Origin of the sequence: Kosakonia oryzendophytica (assembly GCF_900094925.1) — a bacterium.
Taxonomy (GTDB): Bacteria; Pseudomonadota; Gammaproteobacteria; order Enterobacterales; family Enterobacteriaceae; genus Kosakonia; species Kosakonia oryzendophytica.
The window spans coordinates 15,632-35,498 of sequence record NZ_FMAY01000004.1 but is presented as its reverse complement, the minus strand read 5'-3'; the positions used below and the strand labels follow the sequence as shown (position 1 = coordinate 35,498).

15 protein-coding genes are annotated in these 19,867 nt (G+C 54.1%); 7 read left to right on the top strand and 8 right to left on the bottom strand.

Annotated features, from left to right (window positions below):
• Positions 1-259 precede the first annotated feature (259 nt).
• Both clpS and clpA read left to right on the top strand, forming a co-directional pair.
• Positions 260-580: an ATP-dependent Clp protease adapter ClpS gene (gene clpS / locus GA0061071_RS08275; protein ID WP_061494658.1), complete on the top strand. Its 321-nt coding sequence runs from the start codon at positions 260-262 to the stop codon at positions 578-580.
• Between the two features lie 31 nt (positions 581-611).
• Positions 612-2,900, top strand: a complete 2,289-nt coding sequence (gene clpA, locus GA0061071_RS08270; RefSeq protein WP_061494659.1) for an ATP-dependent Clp protease ATP-binding subunit ClpA — start codon at positions 612-614, stop codon at positions 2,898-2,900.
• 89 nt (positions 2,901-2,989) lie between these two features.
• Here the strand turns inward: clpA and GA0061071_RS08265 are convergent, their stop codons facing one another.
• The 8 genes from GA0061071_RS08265 to trxB all read right to left on the bottom strand — a co-directional run bounded on the left by GA0061071_RS08265 (position 2,990) and on the right by trxB (position 11,454).
• Positions 2,990-4,378 carry a diguanylate cyclase gene (locus GA0061071_RS08265; RefSeq protein WP_061499941.1) on the bottom strand — a complete coding sequence of 463 codons (1,389 nt, stop codon included), beginning with the start codon at positions 4,376-4,378 and terminating at the stop codon, positions 2,990-2,992.
• Positions 4,379-4,494: 116 nt separating this feature from the next.
• Positions 4,495-4,971: an RES family NAD+ phosphorylase gene (locus GA0061071_RS08260; protein ID WP_061494660.1), complete on the bottom strand. Its 477-nt coding sequence runs from the start codon at positions 4,969-4,971 to the stop codon at positions 4,495-4,497.
• Positions 4,968-5,411: a type II RES/Xre toxin-antitoxin system antitoxin gene (gene parS, locus GA0061071_RS08255; RefSeq protein ID WP_088237186.1), complete on the bottom strand. Its 444-nt coding sequence runs from the start codon at positions 5,409-5,411 to the stop codon at positions 4,968-4,970. Before parS ends, GA0061071_RS08260 begins: the two co-directional genes overlap by 4 nt.
• Before the next feature lie 158 nt (positions 5,412-5,569).
• Positions 5,570-5,788 (bottom strand): translation initiation factor IF-1, encoded by a 219-nt coding sequence (gene infA / locus GA0061071_RS08250; protein ID WP_001040187.1) that lies wholly within the window; start codon positions 5,786-5,788, stop codon positions 5,570-5,572.
• A gap of 288 nt (positions 5,789-6,076) precedes the next feature.
• Positions 6,077-6,778, bottom strand: a complete 702-nt coding sequence (aat, locus tag GA0061071_RS08240) for a leucyl/phenylalanyl-tRNA--protein transferase (RefSeq protein ID WP_088237187.1) — start codon at positions 6,776-6,778, stop codon at positions 6,077-6,079.
• Between the two features lie 107 nt (positions 6,779-6,885).
• Positions 6,886-8,607, bottom strand: coding sequence for a heme ABC transporter ATP-binding protein/permease CydC (cydC, locus tag GA0061071_RS08235; protein WP_088237188.1), 1,722 nt, complete (start codon positions 8,605-8,607; stop codon positions 6,886-6,888).
• Positions 8,608-10,374 carry a heme ABC transporter permease/ATP-binding protein CydD gene (gene cydD, locus GA0061071_RS08230; protein ID WP_088237189.1) on the bottom strand — a complete coding sequence of 589 codons (1,767 nt, stop codon included), beginning with the start codon at positions 10,372-10,374 and terminating at the stop codon, positions 8,608-8,610. It abuts the gene before it with no gap.
• Between the two features lie 114 nt (positions 10,375-10,488).
• The gene (gene trxB, locus GA0061071_RS08225) at positions 10,489-11,454 is read right to left on the bottom strand and encodes a thioredoxin-disulfide reductase (RefSeq protein ID WP_088237190.1); all 966 of its coding nucleotides are present in this window, start codon (positions 11,452-11,454) and stop codon (positions 10,489-10,491) included.
• Positions 11,455-12,006: 552 nt separating this feature from the next.
• Between trxB and lrp the strand changes: the two genes are divergently transcribed.
• The 5 genes from lrp to serS all read left to right on the top strand — a co-directional run bounded on the left by lrp (position 12,007) and on the right by serS (position 19,856).
• Positions 12,007-12,501, top strand: a complete 495-nt coding sequence (gene lrp, locus GA0061071_RS08220) for a leucine-responsive transcriptional regulator Lrp (protein WP_002439523.1) — start codon at positions 12,007-12,009, stop codon at positions 12,499-12,501.
• Positions 12,502-12,621: 120 nt separating this feature from the next.
• A complete protein-coding gene (locus tag GA0061071_RS08215) occupies positions 12,622-16,386 on the top strand; it encodes a DNA translocase FtsK 4TM domain-containing protein (protein WP_088237191.1) in 3,765 nt (1,254 codons plus the stop codon).
• A gap of 119 nt (positions 16,387-16,505) precedes the next feature.
• Positions 16,506-17,117: an outer membrane lipoprotein periplasmic chaperone LolA gene (lolA, locus tag GA0061071_RS08210; protein WP_061494667.1), complete on the top strand. Its 612-nt coding sequence runs from the start codon at positions 16,506-16,508 to the stop codon at positions 17,115-17,117.
• Positions 17,118-17,126: 9 nt separating this feature from the next.
• On the top strand, positions 17,127-18,470 hold the full coding sequence (rarA, locus tag GA0061071_RS08205; protein WP_088237192.1) for a replication-associated recombination protein RarA: 1,344 nt from the start codon (positions 17,127-17,129) through the stop codon (positions 18,468-18,470).
• A 93-nt stretch (positions 18,471-18,563) separates the two neighbouring features.
• Entirely contained in the window at positions 18,564-19,856 is a 1,293-nt protein-coding gene (gene serS, locus GA0061071_RS08200; RefSeq protein ID WP_061494669.1) for a serine--tRNA ligase, read from the top strand.
• Positions 19,857-19,867 lie beyond the last annotated feature (11 nt).

The window sequence follows — 19,867 nt, the reverse complement described above, 5'->3', positions numbered from 1 at the left end:
TCAAAACCTCGCCAACTCTCGAGAGTACAATTTAGAGAAATCGGATAACGCGTCAAGCGTTTGGCTGGGGTTCTGGGAGGCCACGCATCAAAATTTTGAAGCAGTTAACGCTATTAAGAAAGAATGTGACAGCCGTCGCGGATGGTAACGATAGATGATTGTTATCTGACATCTGATGTAGATTGAAAATGCATCTAGACTCATTTTATCGGCCGATTAAATGTCGTCGGAACCTGTAACCTAAGATGAAATGCTAACGATGGGTAAGAGCAACAGCTGGCTGGATTTTGAACAATTGGCGGATGAGAAACTGCGCGACGCGCTGAAACCGCCATCTATGTATAAAGTGATGTTAATGAACGATGATTACACGCCAATGGAATTTGTTATTGACGTGCTACAAAAGTTCTTTTCTTATGATGTAGAGCGCGCAACGCAACTGATGCTCACGGTTCACTATCACGGGAAGGCCATTTGTGGTGTTTTCACTGCCGAGGTCGCGGAGACGAAAGTCTCTATGGTGAACAAGTATGCCAGGGAGAATGAACATCCGTTGCTGTGTACGCTGGAAAGAGCCTGAATACAGGCAATAAAACTTGGGGGAGGTGCCTATGCTCAATCAAGAACTGGAACTCAGTTTAAACATGGCTTTCGCCAGAGCGCGCGAGCACCGACATGAGTTTATGACCGTCGAGCACTTGTTACTGGCTCTGCTCAGTAACCCCTCGGCCCGCGAAGCGCTGGAAGCGTGTTCCGTGGACCTGGTGGCGCTGCGACAGGAACTCGAAGCCTTCATCGAACAAACCACACCCGTTCTGCCTATGAGTGAGGAAGAGCGCGACACGCAGCCGACGCTCAGTTTCCAGCGTGTTCTTCAGCGCGCGGTGTTTCATGTGCAGTCTTCCGGCCGTAGCGAAGTGTCCGGGGCGAACGTGTTGGTTGCCATCTTTAGTGAGCAGGAGTCGCAAGCGGCTTATCTTCTCCGCAAACATGAAGTTAGCCGCCTCGACGTGGTGAACTTTATCTCTCACGGCACGCGCAAAGACGAGCCGGGGCCATCATCTGACGCAGGGAGCACAGGCAACAGCCAGGCGAGCAGCGAAGAGCAAGCAGGCGGGGAGGAACGTATGGAAAACTTCACCACCAATCTTAATCAACTTGCTCGCGTAGGAGGCATCGATCCTCTGATTGGCCGGGGTAAAGAGCTGGAACGCGCGATTCAGGTGCTGTGCCGCCGTCGCAAAAATAACCCGCTGTTGGTGGGGGAGTCCGGCGTGGGCAAAACCGCCATCGCAGAAGGTCTGGCCTGGCGTATTGTGCAGGGTGATGTGCCGGAAGTGATGGCTGACTGCACCATCTACTCGCTGGATATTGGTTCTCTTCTGGCGGGCACGAAATACCGCGGTGATTTCGAAAAACGTTTCAAAGCGCTGCTGAAACAGCTGGAGCAGGACAATAACAGCATTCTGTTTATCGATGAGATCCACACTATCATCGGTGCGGGTGCTGCGTCTGGCGGCCAGGTGGATGCCGCGAACCTGATTAAGCCGCTACTTTCCAGTGGTAAAATTCGCGTGATGGGGTCCACTACCTATCAGGAATTCAGCAATATCTTTGAAAAAGATCGCGCCCTGGCACGCCGCTTCCAGAAAATTGATATCACTGAGCCGTCTGTTGAAGAAACGGTGCAGATTATCAATGGCCTGAAACCGAAGTACGAAGCGCACCACGATGTACGTTACACGGCGAAAGCCGTACGTGCGGCGGTGGAACTCGCGGTGAAATACATCAACGATCGTCATCTGCCGGATAAAGCGATTGACGTCATCGACGAAGCGGGCGCGCGCGCGCGTCTTATGCCGGTGAGTAAACGCAAGAAAACCGTCAACGTGGCGGATATCGAATCCGTTGTTGCCCGTATCGCGCGTATCCCTGAGAAGAGTGTTTCTCAGAGCGACCGCGACACGCTGAAAAACCTCGGCGATCGCCTGAAAATGCTGGTGTTTGGTCAGGATAAAGCCATCGAGGCGTTAACCGAAGCCATTAAAATGAGCCGTGCAGGATTGGGTCAGGATCATAAACCGGTGGGTTCCTTCCTGTTCGCGGGCCCGACTGGCGTTGGTAAAACCGAGGTGACGGTACAACTGTCAAAAGCGCTGGGTATTGAACTGCTGCGTTTCGATATGTCCGAGTATATGGAGCGTCACACCGTCAGCCGTTTGATCGGTGCGCCTCCGGGCTATGTGGGCTTCGATCAGGGCGGTCTGCTGACCGACGCGGTGATCAAGCATCCGCATGCGGTACTGCTGCTTGATGAAATCGAAAAAGCGCACCCGGATGTCTTTAACCTGCTGCTGCAGGTCATGGATAACGGTACGCTGACCGATAATAACGGGCGCAAAGCGGATTTCCGCAACGTGGTGCTGGTGATGACCACCAACGCCGGTGTGCGTGAAACCGAGCGTAAATCCATCGGCCTGATCCACCAGGATAACAGCACCGATGCGATGGAAGAGATCAAAAAAATCTTCACGCCGGAGTTCCGCAACCGTCTGGACAACATTATCTGGTTCGATCACTTGTCGACAACGGTGATCCATCAGGTGGTCGACAAATTTATTGTCGAACTCCAGGTGCAACTGGATCAGAAAGGCGTGTCGCTGGAAGTCAGTCAGGAAGCGCGTGACTGGCTGGCTGAAAAAGGCTATGACCGTGCGATGGGTGCCCGCCCGATGGCGCGTGTTATCCAGGATAACCTGAAAAAACCGCTGGCCAATGAACTGCTGTTTGGTTCGTTGGTGGACGGCGGCCAGGTTACAGTCACCCTCAACAAAGAGAAAAATGAGCTGGAGTATGGTTTCCAGAGTGCTCAGAAGCACAAGCCGGAAACAGCCCATTAATTGCTGCTGTGACGTCATAAAAACCGGGTTCCTGTGGACCCGGTTTTTTTATCTCTACAGCAGAGAAGACGCGAAAGCAGAGTGGGGGATCACCGCGGGTGCGCTTCTATACGGTTTCGCCCATGATCTTTAGCAGCGTAGAGCGCGCGGTCTGCTTTATCAATCAAGCGTTTGTAATCCGGGTGATAATCAAAATCCACGAAGCCAATGCTGACGGTCACGGAGAAGTGTTGCGTGGGGGATACCTCAATACTGAGTGCGGCGATTTTCTGGCGTAACGCTTCCAGAATGATCTTCGCCTGGGTTAAATCTGACTCGACCAGCAAAACCATAAACTCTTCGCCGCCGTAGCGGAACACATAGTCGCTACTGCGAAAATGGTCGTAAATGACGGTGGCGACGGTTTTCAGCGTGATATCGCCCGCGCTGTGCCCGTAGTTGTCGTTGATTTTTTTAAAATGGTCGATATCCAGCATGGCCAGAATAAACGGTTTACGCACATTCAACGCCAGCGAAATCTCCCGGCGCATAATGGTGGGAATAAAGCGGCGATTGAGCAGTTGCGTCAGCGGATCTTTACCGTTTTCAAGCTCAACCAGCGCATCGAACATCGATGCGAGCAAGCGGTGGATCTGCCCGGTAAGCTGGCGTATCGCCTGCAACACCGCCATCCGCGACTCCGCCACCGGCGACAGAGCCGGGGTAAGCGCCTGCGTAATGTGTTCGTCTGCCTGTTTTATCAGGGTATCCATATTGGCCAGCATGTTGGGGTTGCCCAGCAGATGCTTGCCCTTATGAGAAAACCACATGCCGAATTCCGATTTTGCCAGAGGGATAAGATCCGCAGCCGGCAGCCCGGTGGCGATATTGTAGATAAACTGGTTTTCCCAGCTCGTCAGTGCGCTGATCTGCCGTTCGCGCTCAACATTCACATCGTCATAAATCGACAGCAGGCGATACTGTTCCTGTGCCTGCATGGAGTTCTGGTAGGTGGGTGAGTAAGATACCGTCATCGCTTCTATCGCAGTATCCATCGCCAGGCTACTGAAGCAAATAATCTCACTCAGTAAGGCGGCCGGGATCGTCTCTTTCGCCTGCAATACCTGATAAAGCTCGTTTTTCAGCTTACGCGCCCCGCGTGCAACAAGGTCAATTGGCAAGCCGATACGTGCGTGAATGATGCCAATTTCACGCTGTTTTTCTAATAGTTGCGACAGATCTTGCCGGGCGCTGCCCAGCACGCTGCGTAACCACTGGAACATGCTATGACTGAGGCGCGTACTGACTTGTTCAGTGCTGAGAAACAGCTCGCTTTCATGATGTGAAAGCATGTAGTCATAAAAAACATTAACCAGATGGCGGATCTCCTCATCGCCCAGGCCGGTAAGAATATCGTGAACGGTGGGAGGCGTCTGGTGTAATAAAGCCTGCCATTCGCTAAGCAGTAATACGTGATTACTGTGTCCGGACTGTTCCATGTTTTCGCCAATCATTAATTTTGATGATGTTTGCTGCTGATAGTACGGCGAGAGGCGGGGGGATGGTCAAGAAAAAGAAGTTTCCCGGGGTGACATCTTTTCTGGTTTACACGGCGTTATCGCAACGTGGTTTGATTAACCAGGCGGGCATCAAAAGAAAAGGGAAGCGCTTTGACTGTTTTTAGCAACTGGCTGAAAGTCGGGTGTTGTGGGTTCAGCATAGCGTTGTTCTCGAGTGGAACCACGCAGGAAGGCAGAACCAGGGCAACGCCACTGTTGGCTTCGAGCCATGCGGTACCGAGATCCATGGTTGAGAGAGGGGCGGGGTTTTCCTGCCAGTCGGGTGGTAACCATTGTTTATCAAGGTATTCAATATCGTTATCGGGTATCTCAATACTGAACAGTCCGTACTGGGTGAGAACAGTGTCGCTGTGCACATGTACCAGCATTTCCAGCGCCGCCAGTGAAATGGACGACGCGACGTAAACAGCCGGGTGACCTTTATGATTCCATCTACCACCAAAGAGGTTTGCACCGCTGCCAGTCCAGGCTTCGCTGGCGTAGCGGTGCGTCACAAGGCGATAGAAAATCAAGCAAACACCCCATGTTCCAGACGGCCAATCAGATCGGTTACTTCCAGCGCGCCGCTTTCAGTGGCGATTAACGAGATCGGCGCAACGTTGCCCAAACCGCGAACGGGTGCTTGCAACCAGTCATATGCCATCTTTTTGTTGCCGAAAAACTGCACCGCAGCATCGACCACTCTGACCAGACGCGCAATGCGTTCGCTCTCTTCCGGTGTTAATGTCCGACCGGTGCTTTTACGGCGGGCGACGTTGCGTTCATTAATTCCTGTTACGCGCAAAATATCGGAACGGGACATTTCCGTCCATTCATGGATATTATCGAGGATGCTGACGGGCAAACCTTCATTTAGCATCTGAACGAGCTTAAGTCCTCTATTTGCGGGGAAACCGGCAAAGCGCCAGAGCGCATTTTCAGCCGGTTTTTGATCCGGACTCCAGGTTCTCATTGTCCCTCCTTTATGCAGACATTTGTCATATCCAAGTATAGACAATTGTCTTGGGTGATTGAAGTTTAATCTGCGAGGGAATGCGAAAACAGAAAAACAAAAGGCCGGGATTACCCGGCCTTTAGAATGTGTGCACTTAACTGTGCTGGCGAAAGATCTTAGCGGCTACGGAAGACAATGCGGCCTTTGCTCAGGTCGTACGGGGTCAGTTCCACAGTCACTTTATCACCCGTCAGAATACGGATGTAGTTCTTACGCATTTTACCAGAGATATGCGCAGTGACCACGTGACCATTTTCCAGTTCTACGCGGAACATCGTATTAGGCAACGTTTCAAGAACGGTGCCCTGCATCTCAATATTGTCTTCTTTGGCCATCTAATCCTCGGGGGTATCACTACCATAATTTTTGAACCGGCAAGATAATGCCGAAGTTCGTCTGTTAAGTAAAGATTTGTGCTGATAAAACGCAGCAAAACGACTTTTGCATATTGCCCTCACGCCACAAGTCACGACGCGCGAAACGCGCATCCGTAAAGGGGAGCGATGAGATAAACGAAGGGCATCCCTGATACGAACCATTCCCGGATGAGGCGGGGCAACAGGCAAAAGCGGCTCTGAGCGTCCATTATAACACCCTGATAAAAAATGTGCCGAAAACATTCGTCAGAGGGATAAAAACAGCGTTCGTGGCACCCAAAAATGGGACGGTAAGGGGTGTTTACGCATATCGGCAAGGTGCAGCAGGTAATCCCGGCGCGGGATCTCTACAGCGCCCAGTGAGGCTGTGTGATTATTGAGTACCTGGCAATCAATTAATTTTCCGCCGCGACGCACAAATTCAGCGCTAAACACCAGCAGGGCGGTTTTTGACGCATTCACCCGGCGGCTAAACATCGATTCACCGCAGAATAGCGCCCCTTGCGAAACACCATACATACCGCCGACCAGTTCATCATCTTCCCAGACTTCAATTGAGTGTGCATGTCCCAACTCATGAAGCCGGTGGTACGCCATCACCACGTCTGGCGTGATCCAGGTGCCTTCATCGCGATCCTGTGAGCATCCATCAATCACCTGACCGAAGGCATGATTCAATGTGACGCGATAAGGGGAGGTTTTGTGAAAACGTTTCATGCTGCGGCTCACGTGAAAAGACTCGGGCCATAGCACTGCGCGTGGATCCGGGGACCACCAAAGGATGGGATCGCCTGGGGAAAACCACGGAAAAATACCGCGTTGGTAGGCCATCAACAGGCGCGCCGGACTCAGATCGCCGCCCAGCGCCAGAAGCCCATTGGGTTCACGCAACGCCGCTTCGGGCGACGGAAACGCGATAGAATGACGAGAAAGCTGCACCAGGCGCATGACTTCAGTGCTCCACAACGCGACGAGGGACACAGGTTAATATCGTCATTTTGGCCGTTTTACTTTAGTGGTGCCGTAGCAGGAACGGCAAAATGACGAATATACACTTACAGACGCTGCTTAAACTGGTAGTACCGCCCCTGTTTCGCCATTAACGCTGCGTGATTACCTTGCTCAATTATTTGTCCGTTGTCCATCACAATTATGCGATCGCAACGCGACAACCCACGCAGGCGATGAGTGACCATCAAGAGGGTTTTTCCTTTCATTACTTCAGCCAGTAATTCAAGGATTTGGCTCTCGGTTGACGCATCCAGGCCCTCTGTTGGCTCATCCAGTAAGACCAGCGGGGCATCATGCAGTAACGCACGGGCAATCGCCAGACGGCGCAGCTCCCCGCCCGACAATTGACGTCCGCCTTCACCCAGCCATGCATTCAGGCCACTATCATCGAGCAGTTTTTCCAGCCCGACGCGCATCAACATTGCGGTTAACTGCTCATCGCTGGCGTGGGGTGCAGCAAGTAACAGGTTGTCGCGTAGGGTGGCGCTAAACAGATGCACGCGCTGCGGCACCATGCTGATAAGGCTACGTAATACCGGCTCAGAAAAGTCCCTCATTGGCTGGTCATTCAAGCGAATTTCACCGTGCTGCGGATCCCATGCGCGTGTAAGTAGCTGCAGCAATGTGGATTTACCGCAACCGGTGCGCCCGAGGATTGCCACATGTTCCCCGGCGGAAATTGACAACGTTATGTTGTCCAGCGCCTGTTGTGGTTGACCGGGATAGCTAAACGACAGTGCATCAAGCTGCACGGCGACCTGTTCTGGCGCGGCGGTCGTATTTTGAGGGAATGTCACTTCCGGTTCGCATTCGGTGAGTTGGGTAATGCGCGTTGCAGACGCGATGACCTGACCGAGATGCTGAAAAGCCCCCGTGACCGGTGCCAGCGCTTCAAACGCTGCCAGCGCGCAGAAGACGAAAAGTGCGATCAGTGCGCCTGGCTGTGTGTTTTCACCCACACCACCGGAAGCAAACCACAGCATGGCGATCACCGCCGCACCGCTGATCAGCAACATCACTGCCTGCGAGACGGCGGTAAGATCGGACTGACGACGCTGGGCGTCATGCCAGCTCAGCTCGGTATTTTCCAGCTCCTGTCGGTAGCGCTCGCTGGCACCGAACAGCGTCAGTTCCGCCTGTCCTTGCAACCAACTGGTGAGCTGCTGGCGATACTGACCGCGCAAGGTGGTGAGATTCTCACCGGTGGGCTTGCCCGCGCGATAAAACAGCGGCGGCAGAATAAACAACGTTGCCAACATGATCCCGCCCAGCATCAGCGCCAGCGACACATCCAACACGCTCAGGCCAACCATCACTACAATAATCACCACCAGCGCACCCACCAGAGGGGAAATCACGCGCAAGTACAGATGATCGAGGGTGTCAACGTCGGCAACCACGCGGTTCAGCAATTCGCCCTGGCGAAAGCGGGCTAAACCGGCAGGGGAGAGCGGTAACAGCTTGCTGAAGGTTGATACGCGCAGATGTTCCAGTACGCGGAATGTGGCATCGTGGCTGACCAGACGCTCAAAGTAGCGACCGGCGGTACGAGTAATCGCCGCACCGCGGACGCCGGCAGCGGGGAGCATATAGTTGAAGCTGTAGATCCCGGCAACGCCGACCACCGCAGATGCGGAAAGAAACCAGCCAGAGAGCGTCAACAAACCAATACTGGCGAGCAGTGTAACAATCGCGAGGATCACGCCCAATGTCAGCATCCATTTGTGGCGTTTATACAATGCAAGATAAGGCAGCAACGCGCGCATTTAAATCTCCTCCTGACGATGAGCAAGAAGGTCGGCAAATGCCCCCTGCGCAGAGGAAAGCGCGGCATAAGTGCCTTGCTCGATAATCTGGCCATTCTGCATCACCCAAATCGCATCCCACTCAGCGAGGTTTTCCAACTGATGGGTCACCATCAGCGTGGATTGCTGGCGAGAGGCGTCATTCAATGCCTGCATGACGCGCTGCTCGCTGTGGGCATCCAGACTGGCTGAAGGCTCGTCCAGCAATAACAGTTTGCAGGGCGAGAGCAGGGCACGGGCTACAGCTACACGCTGCGCCTGACCGACGGAAAGACGGACGGCCTGATCGCCGGGTTGCGTTTCAAGACCCTCCGGCAACATCGGCAGAAACTCGTTCACCCAGGCTTTTTCCAGCACCGCCTGTAACGCTTCTTCACTGGCATCCGGGCGTGAAAGCAGAATATTGTCTCGCAGGGTCGCCGCCGGAAGCTGCGGGTTTTGCCCTACCCAGCTTATGACGGCGCGCCAGGCGTCCGGATCCAGATCGCCCAGTTCGATGCCATTGACTCGCAGCGAGCCTTCATAGGGCAGAAAGCCCGACAGCACATTTATCAGCGAACTTTTCCCTGAGCCGCTGCGCCCGACCAGAACAACGCGCTGCCCGGCGGGTAGCGTGAAATTGAGCGGTCCGGCAAGCACTGCGCCTTCCGGCGATTTGAGGATCAGGTTACTGGCCGTGAGCGTAATCGGCTCATCGGCTTTCAGCGTGATTTCACCGCGTTGTGGATGGGCTAAAGGTGCTTCCATAAAGGTTTTCAGGCTGTCGGCAGCACCTATCGCCTGGGCTTTCGCGTGGTAAAACGTACCGAGATCGCGTAACGGTTGAAAAAATTCCGGTGCCAGCACCAGCGCCAGGAAACCGGCAAACAGCGTGACGCCTGTTCCGTAGTGACCAAAATCGAGTTCACCGAGATAAGAGAAGCCAAAATAGACGGCGACCACTGCGATCGACAGTGAGGTAAAAAACTCCAGTACGCCGGACGAGAGAAAAGCGAGGCGTAACACTTCCATGGTACGGCTGCGGAAGTTTTGTGAAGCATGGCGAATGTTGTCGGTTTCTGCTGCACCGCGGCCAAAGATACGTAATGTTTCCATACCTCGCAGACGATCAAGGAAATGACCGCTCAATCGCGCCAGCGCTTTAAAGTTGCGGCGATTGGCATCTGCAGCCCCCATACCGACCATTGCCATAAAGAGCGGAATTAGAGGGGCGGTGCCAAGCAAGATTAGCGCAGCGGCCCAGTTGATGGGAAACAGGGTGATAACAATCAGCAATGGCACGCTGGCCGCCAACGCCATCTGCGGTAAATAGCGGGCATAGAAGTCGTGCATATCGTCGATTTGCTCGAGGATCAGTGTCGCCCAGCTTCCCGCGGGTTTACCCTGAATCCAGGCCGGGCCCGCCTGTTGCAAGCGATCGAGCACGCGGCGGCGGATCTCGAAGCGAATATGCGCTCCGGCATGAAACCCCACGCGTTCGCGCATCCACACCACCCAACTGCGAAGAATAAAGATCAGCACCAGCATCGCGAAGGGCAGTAACAGGGCTTCGCGTGGGATATTTTCCATAATCATATGATTAAGGATGCGTGCAAGGATCCATGCCTGCGCCACAATTAGCACGCCGCTGACGGCGCCGAGAAGGCGGGAAGCCGTCAGCCAGCGACGGGAAATAATACTTTGCTGTTTTAACCAGCGGGTAAGCTCTTGTTGACGGGTTTTATTCATTGCGCGCTTTGCAGGTGAAGTTATCGGATTTTTAGTCTGCGCAATGTTACATCGGGGCAAAAATAAAGGCGACTTATAGTCGCCTTTTTTACCTTTGTTACTGACTTGTAAAGATTATTTACGTTCAGCCAGACCGTCGAGATAACGCTCTGCGTCCAACGCCGCCATGCAGCCTGTTCCGGCGGACGTGATCGCCTGACGATAGATATGATCCATCACGTCGCCTGCCGCAAAGACGCCAGGAATGCTGGTTTGCGTCGCATTACCGTGGATACCGGACTGCACTTTAATGTAGCCATTTTCCAGCGCCAGTTGGCCTTCGAAAATCGCTGTGTTCGGGCTGTGGCCGATAGCCACAAACAGACCCGCGACTTCCAGTGATTCGACGTTGTCGGCGTTCTGTGTATCACGCAGACGCAGGCCGCTGACCCCCATCTGATCGCCTGTTACTTCTTCAAGTGTGCGGTGGGTATGCAGCACGATGTTGCCGCTTTCCACTTTATCCATCAGACGCTTAATCAGGATCTTTTCAGCGCGGAATGTATCGCGACGGTGGATCAGGTGCACTTCAGAGGCGATATTCGCCAGATATAGCGCTTCCTCGACAGCCGTATTGCCGCCGCCGATCACGGCGACTTTCTGGTTGCGGTAGAAGAAACCATCACAGGTGGCGCAGGCGGAGACACCGCGGCCTTTGAATGCTTCTTCAGAGGCGAGGCCGAGGTAACGTGCGGACGCACCAGTAGCAATGATCAATGCATCACAGGTGTATTCGCCACTGTCGCCAGTCAGGCGGAACGGTCGGTTCTGTAAATCAACGCTGTTGATATGGTCGAAAATGATTTCAGTATCGAATTTAGTGGCATGCTCATGCATGCGTTCCATCAGCGATGGCCCGGTCAGATCGTGCGGGTCGCCCGGCCAGTTTTCCACTTCAGTGGTGGTGGTGAGCTGACCGCCTTTTTCCATACCGGTAATTAACACCGGCTGCAGATTTGCGCGCGCAGCATAGACCGCAGCGGTATAACCGGCAGGGCCTGAACCAAGGATAAGCAGCTTACTGTGTTTGGCCGTACCCATGAGATCCTCATTTTTGTTTGGCAGACATTGGGCTGGATTGTAGGGAATTTGCCAGCGTAAAAAAAGAGTGCAGCGATTTTGTTAACGATATGTGTAATAGCAATGACCGATGACAGAGCGTCATTTTGCTGCCCAAACATAACAATTTCTACTGAGAAAAAGTCAGTTATAAGGTGATTAAATGAGGATTACGGGGTGGTGCTGATGAATATCTGGCATGTTGTACTAAAAAAAGATGTTTTGCTTTGACAATCCCCTGCGCATTTGCGAAAACATCAAAGGAAGAAAAAAGCAGTGTTTCGCGCGTGACCCAAGTTCATGCATGTAAATACCATTTTTACCGGGCTAGTGAAATCTACGCATGGCGTGGACAGACGCCATCCGTGATATCGATAGCTGCCGTCAGGCAACGGTCTTCTTAATATAGCCCCTGGATTACGCGCCGTACCAATTTTAACACACGCGGACGTAACGCGACGGGCAACGATCCTGAACAGTGAAGTGCACAGGGTCAAGACAGGAGTAGGGAAGGAATACAGAGAGACAATAATAATGGTAGATAGTAAAAAGCGCCCTGGTAAAGATCTCGACCGCATCGACCGTAATATTCTTAACGAATTACAAAAAGATGGGCGTATTTCTAACGTCGAGCTTTCTAAACGAGTGGGACTTTCCCCTACGCCGTGCCTTGAGCGTGTGCGCAGGTTGGAAAGACAAGGGTTTATTCAGGGCTATACTGCGCTGCTGAACCCGCATTATCTGGATGCATCACTTCTGGTTTTTGTTGAGATTACTCTGAATCGTGGCGCGCCGGATGTGTTTGAACAATTTAACTCCGCAGTGCAAAAACTTGAAGAAATTCAAGAGTGTCATCTGGTCTCAGGCGATTTTGACTACCTGTTGAAAACGCGCGTGCCGGATATGTCGGCATACCGCAAACTGTTAGGGGAAACCCTGCTGCGTCTGCCGGGCGTTAACGACACCCGCACATATGTGGTGATGGAAGAAGTCAAACAGAGCAATCGTCTGGTAATTAAGACGCGCTAACACGGAACAGGTGCAAAATCGCTGTTTTTTGATTACACTCCTGTTAATCCATACAGCAACAGTGCCGGGGAAACCCGGCGCTGTTGTCCGTTTTAGCATCAAGGACCTGGAGAGCCTGTCTTGAGCCAGGAATACACAGAAGACAAAGAAGTCACACTGACCAAGTTAAGCAGCGGGCGTCGACTCCTGGAGGCGTTGCTGATCCTCGTTTCACTTTTTGCCGTTTGGCTCATGGCGGCGCTCCTGAGCTTTAACCCGTCCGACCCGAGCTGGTCGCAAACGGCGTGGCATGAACCCATCCATAATCTGGGCGGTGCGCCAGGCGCATGGCTTGCAGATACGCTGTTTTTCATCTTTGGCGTGATGGCGTACACCATCCCAGTGATCATTATCGGTGGCTGTTGGTTCGCGTATCGCCACCGGGCCAGTGAAGATTACATTGACTATTTCGCCGTCTCGTTGCGCATGATTGGCGCGTTGGCACTGATCCTGACCTCGTGTGGTCTGGCGGCCATCAACGCAGACGATATCTGGTATTTTGCCTCAGGCGGCGTGATTGGCAGTCTGCTAAGCACCACGCTGCAACCGCTGTTACGCAGCAGCGGTGGCACACTTGCGCTGCTGTGCATTTGGGCCGCCGGTCTGACCTTGTTCACCGGTTGGTCCTGGGTCACCATCGCCGAGAAGATTGGCAGCGTTATTCTTAACATCCTGACTTTTGCCAGCAATCGCACCCGACGTGACGACACGTGGGTGGATGATGATGAGTATGAAGAAGAGGATGAGTACCACGACGCGCCGCAGAGTGCCTCACAGGAATCCCGTCGGACCCGTATTCTGCGCGGTGCGTTGGCGCGTCGTAAACGCATCGCCGAGAAGTTTGCCAACCCTATGGGGCGTAAAACTGACGAAGCGTTGTTCTCCGGCAAGCGGATGGACGACGATGCGGACGACATTGTTTACAGTGCGCGTGGCATTCCCGCAGATGCTGATGATGTACTGTTTTCCGGGCATCGTGCGACGGAAGCGGAGCAAGAGTACGATCCGCTGATGAATGGTCGTAGCATAGCCGCTCCACTGGCTGCCGCCGCCGCGGCCACCACTGCAGCACAGGCCTATGCCGCTCCTGCCGAACCTTACGTCGATGCGCCGCAGCCGGAAGTGGAATGGCCCTATGCCCAGACCTCGTCGGCGACTGCGGATGCGCCTCAGCAGTCTGCACAGTATGCGCAGGAATCCCACGATGCGCCGTACCAGCCAGTCCAGTACGCGTCGCCAGAATGGCAGCAACCCGTAGAGCGAGACACCTGGAGCCCGGATGCACCGGTAACACCGCAACCACATGAAGAGGCGCTGTACGCTCAACCACCACAGCATGATCCGCTGCCGTGGCAGAATGAACCACAGATTTCCCCTGCGCCAGAGCCGACATCTGAACCTGAGCCGATTGTTGAAGAGGTGAAACAGGCGCGGCCGCCGCTTTATTACTTTGAAGAGGTGGAAGAGAAACGCGCTCGCGAACGCGAACAGCTTGCCGCCTGGTATCAGCCGATTCCTGAACCCGCCAGCGCAATGCCCATACCGAAACCGGCCGAACCGGTTATACCGTCTGCGCCCGCTACTGAGCCGAACCTTGTTGCACCCATTGCGGCAAGTGTGCAGCAGACAACTGGCAGTAGTGCCGCTACCGTTGCCGCTGCCGCTCCAGTGTTCAGCCTTGCTGCCGGAGGGGCACCGCGTCCACAGGTGAAAGAGGGGATAGGCCCGCAGCTCCCGCGACCTAATCGTGTGCGCGTGCCTACGCGCCGTGAACTGGCGTCCTATGGCATCAAGCTGCCTTCACAGCGTATGGCTGAAGAGCGCGCGCGCGAAGAACGCGAAGAAGTACATCATCATGATGACGACGATGCGGATATGCAGCAACAGAATGAGCTGGCGCGCCAGTTTGCCGCGACGCAGCACGATCGCTATGGTGAAGCGTACCATCATGATACACCGCACTATCACGCGCAACCGCAGCTGAGCGAGGAAGAAGCGGAAGAAGCCGAACTCGCCCGTCAGTTTGCTGCTTCGCAGCAACAACGTTATTCCCGGGAGCAACCTGCCGGTATGCAGGCATTTATGCCGGACGATTTTGAATTCTCACCGATGAAAGCGCTGGTGGATGATGGCCCGAGTGAACCGCTGTTTACGCCGGGTGTGATGCCGGATTCGGAACCGCCAGTCCAGCAGCATCAACAATCGGTGCAACAGCCGCATCATTATCAGCAACCTGCACAGCATCAGTATCAGCACGCTGCGGCACAGCAGACGCAGCAACCTGCGCCGCAGGTACAAGAGAGTCTGATTCACCCGCTGTTAATGCGTAATGGCGACAGTCGTCCGGTACCCAAACCGACAACGCCGCTTCCTTCGCTGGATCTTTTGACCCCGCCGCCGACTGAAGTTGAGCCAGTAGATACCTTTGCGCTTGAACAGATGGCGCGTTTGGTTGAAGCGCGTCTGGCGGATTTCCGCATTAAAGCGGATGTAGTGAACTACTCGCCAGGTCCGGTTATTACCCGTTTTGAACTGAATCTGGCACCGGGCGTGAAAGCGGCGCGAATTTCCAACCTCTCCCGTGACCTGGCGCGTTCATTGTCGACCGTCGCGGTGCGTGTGGTGGAAGTGATCCCCGGAAGACCTTATGTTGGTCTGGAATTGCCGAACAAAAAACGTCAAACCGTGTACCTGCGTGAAGTACTGGACTGCGTGAAGTTCCGCGAAAGCCCGTCGCCACTTACCGTGGTGCTGGGGAAAGATATCGCAGGCGATCCGGTGATTGCCGATTTGGCGAAGATGCCGCACCTTCTGGTAGCAGGGACTACGGGTTCCGGTAAATCTGTGGGCGTCAACGCGATGATCCTCAGCATGTTGTATAAAGCGACGCCGGAAGAGGTGCGCTTTATCATGATCGACCCGAAAATGCTGGAGCTTTCCGTTTACGAAGGTATTCCGCATCTGTTGACCGAAGTGGTGACAGATATGAAAGACGCCGCCAATGCCCTGCGCTGGAGCGTCAACGAAATGGAACGTCGCTATAAGCTGATGTCTGCGCTCGGTGTCCGTAACCTGGCGGGTTATAACGAAAAAATTGCCGAAGCTGCGCGGATGGGCCGTCCGATTCCGGATCCGTACTGGAAACCGGGTGACAGTATGGATGTGCAGCATCCGGTGCTGGAAAAACTGCCGTACATCGTGGTACTGGTGGACGAATTTGCTGACCTGATGATGACTGTTGGCAAAAAAGTGGAAGAGTTGATTGCGCGTCTGGCGCAGAAGGCCCGTGCTGCTGGTATTCACCTGGTACTGGCGACTCAGCGTCCTTCCGTTGACGTTATCACCGGCCTGATTAAAGCCAATATACCAACGCGTATTGCCTTTACCGTATCCAGCAAAATTGACTCGCGTACCATCCTTGACCAGGGCGGAGCAGAATCCCTGCTCGGCATGGGGGACATGCTGTACTCCGGGCCGAACTCCACCTCTGCGCCTGTGCGTGTGCACGGTGCGTTTGTTCGCGACCAGGAAGTGCATGCGGTGGTGCAGGACTGGAAAGCGCGTGGTCGTCCGCAATATGTCGATGGCATCACGTCAGACAGCGAAAGCGAAGGGGGCGCGGGTGGCGGTTTTGACGGCGGTGAAGAGTTGGATCCTCTCTTCGACCAGGCTGTTAACTTCGTCACTGAAAAACGTAAAGCCTCCATCTCCGGTGTTCAGCGTCAGTTCCGCATTGGCTATAACCGCGCGGCGCGTATTATTGAGCAGATGGAAGCGCAGGGAATTGTCAGCGAGCAGGGGCATAACGGTAACCGTGAGGTACTGGCACCACCGCCGTTTGATTGATTGCAAAGATGGGTAAATAAGTAGAAATTCAAACTTTTCTTCTGTCACTCCGCCCGCGTGGCGCTTAGAGTGACAGAAGTATTCTCCCACATCGGGAGTGACGTATTTGAGGAATGACAATGAAAAAAATCGCCATGGTGTGTGCATTGATGGGCAGTCTGTTAATCAGCAATGCATGGGCGGATGCTTCCAGCGATCTGAAAAGCCGTCTCGATAAAGTCAGCAGCTTCCACGCCACTTTTACCCAAAAAGTGACGGATGGCAGCGGAGCAGCAGTGCAGGAAGGACAGGGCGATCTGTGGGTGAAACGCCCGAATCTGTTTAACTGGCATATGACGCAGCCGGATGAAAGCGTACTGGTTTCCGATGGCAAAACCTTGTGGTTCTATAACCCGTTTGTTGAGCAAGCGACAGCGACCTGGCTGAAAGACGCAACCGGCAATACCCCGTTTATGCTGATTGCTCGCAACCAGACCAGCGACTGGCAGCAGTACAACATTGTGCAAAATGGCGATGACTTTGTACTGACGCCGAAAGGCAGCAACGGTAACCTGAAACAATTTACCATCAACGTTGGTCGTGATGGCACCATCCACCAGTTCAGCGCGATTGAGCAGGATGACCAGCGCAGCAGCTATCAATTGAAATCGCAACAAAACGGCACCGTTGATGCTTCGAAATTCACCTTTACCCCGCCCCAGGGCGTAACGGTAGACGATCAACGTAAGTAAGAGGCGCGCATGAGCAACATGTCGCTCGATTTCTCCGATAATGCGTTTCAACCTCTGGCCGCCCGTATGCGGCCAGAAAATTTAGCGCAGTACATTGGCCAGCAGCATCTTCTGGCGAAAGGCAAACCGTTGCCGCGCGCCATTGAAGCCGGGCATCTGCACTCGATGATCCTGTGGGGGCCGCCAGGCACCGGGAAAACGACGCTCGCAGAAGTGATTGCCCGCTACGCCAGTGCGGATGTGGAGCGCATCTCTGCGGTCACTTCGGGGGTGAAAGAGATCCGCGAAGCCATCGAGCGTGCACGGCAGAACCGTAATGCCGGTCGGCGCACCATCTTGTTTGTTGACGAAGTCCATCGCTTTAACAAAAGTCAGCAGGATGCCTTTCTGCCGCATATCGAAGACGGCACCATTACGTTTATTGGTGCGACCACGGAAAATCCCTCCTTTGAACTTAACTCAGCGCTGCTCTCCCGCGCGCGCGTCTATTTGCTTAAATCGCTGACGACAGAAGATATTGAGCAGGTGCTGACGCAGGCGATGGAAGATAAAGCCCGTGGATATGGTGGCCAGGACATTGTACTGCCCGACGAAACCCGGCGGGCGATTGCTGAACTGGTCAATGGCGATGCGCGTCGGGCACTCAATACGCTTGAGATGATGGCCGATATGGCCGAGCTGGACGCCTCCGGTAAACGCATGCTTAAACCGGAGCTGTTGACGGAGATCGCGGGCGAACGCAGCGCGCGCTTCGACAATAAAGGCGATCGCTTTTACGATCTGATCTCCGCACTGCACAAATCGGTGCGCGGCAGTGCACCGGATGCGGCGCTTTACTGGTATGCACGCATTATCACTGCCGGGGGGGATCCACTGTATGTTGCCCGCCGTTGCCTCGCGATTGCTTCGGAAGATGTGGGGAACGCCGATCCTCGCGCCATGCAGGTGGCAATTTCTGCCTGGGACTGCTTTACCCGCGTCGGACCGGCGGAAGGTGAGCGTGCCATTGCCCAGGCGATTGTCTATCTGGCTTGCGCGCCGAAGAGCAACGCGGTGTATACCGCATTTAAAGCGGCGTTGGCGGATGCGCGCGAGCGTCCGGATTATGACGTGCCCGTGCACCTACGTAATGCACCAACGAAACTGATGAAAGAAATGGGCTATGGTCAGGAGTATCGCTATGCCCATGACGAACCCAACGCTTACGCCGCAGGGGAAGAGTATTTCCCACAGGAATTAGCACAAACGCGTTATTATCATCCCACCAGCAGAGGCCTGGAAGGTAAGATTGGCGAAAAGCTCGCCTGGCTCGCCGAACAGGATCATAAAAGCCCTATAAAACGCTACCGCTAGTGCGGGCGTTGCGGTAAGGTTACTACTGTACATCAATGACCGCAGGCTGCGGTCGCTCTCTTTTTATTTCAATTCGATAAGCACAGGAAAAGCATGCTCGATCCCAATCTGCTGCGTACCGAGCCAGACGCAGTCGCTGAAAAACTGGCACGCCGGGGCTTTAAGCTGGATGTAGATAAATTACGCGCGCTTGAAGAGCGTCGTAAGGTCCTTCAGGTCAAGACAGAAAACCTGCAGGCAGAGCGTAACTCACGATCGAAATCCATTGGCCAGGCGAAGGCACGCGGGGAAGATATCGAGCCATTACGCCTGGAAGTGAATAAGCTGGGTGAAGAGCTGGACGCTGCAAAAGCGGAGCTGGACACACTGCTGAGCGATATCCGCAATATAGCGCTGACTATCCCGAACATCCCTGATGATTGTGTTCCTACCGGCCGTGATGAGAACGACAATGTTGAAATCAGTCGTTGGGGTACACCGCGCCAGTTCGATTTTGAGATCCGCGATCATGTTACGTTGGGCGAAATGCACAACGGTCTGGACTTCGCCGCAGCAGTGAAACTGACTGGTGCCCGTTTTGTAGTGATGAAAGGGCAAATTGCCCGCATGCATCGTGCTCTGGCACAGTTCATGATTGACCTGCACACCGAAGAGCATGGCTACGCGGAAAACTACGTGCCTTATATGGTGAACCAGGACACGCTGTACGGTACGGGCCAATTGCCAAAATTCGCTGGCGATCTGTTCCATACCCGTCCGCTGGAAGAAGAAGCGGACAGCAGCAACTATGCGTTGATCCCGACCGCTGAAGTGCCGCTGACCAACCTCGTGCGCGACGAAATCATCGATGAAGACGATCTGCCGATCAAAATGACCGCACATACGCCGTGCTTCCGTTCTGAAGCGGGTTCTTACGGTCGTGATACCCGTGGGCTGATCCGTATGCACCAGTTCGACAAAGTTGAGATGGTGCAGATTGTTCGCCCGGAAGACTCGATGGCGGCACTGGAAGAGATGACCGGTCACGCAGAGAAAGTGCTGCAGTTGCTGGGTCTTCCATACCGTAAAATTCTGCTGTGCACCGGCGATATGGGCTTTGGCGCCTGCAAAACCTACGATCTGGAAGTATGGGTGCCGGCGCAGAACACCTACCGTGAAATCTCTTCCTGCTCCAACGTGTGGGATTTCCAGGCTCGCCGCATGCAGGCGCGCTGCCGCAGCAAGTCGGATAAGAAAACCCGTCTGGTGCACACCCTGAACGGTTCGGGTCTGGCTGTTGGCCGTACGCTGGTAGCGGTGCTGGAAAACTACCAGCAGGCTGACGGACGTATCGAAGTTCCGGAAGTGTTGCGTCCGTATATGAAAGGCCTTGAGTTTATCGGCTAATCGCTGTTACT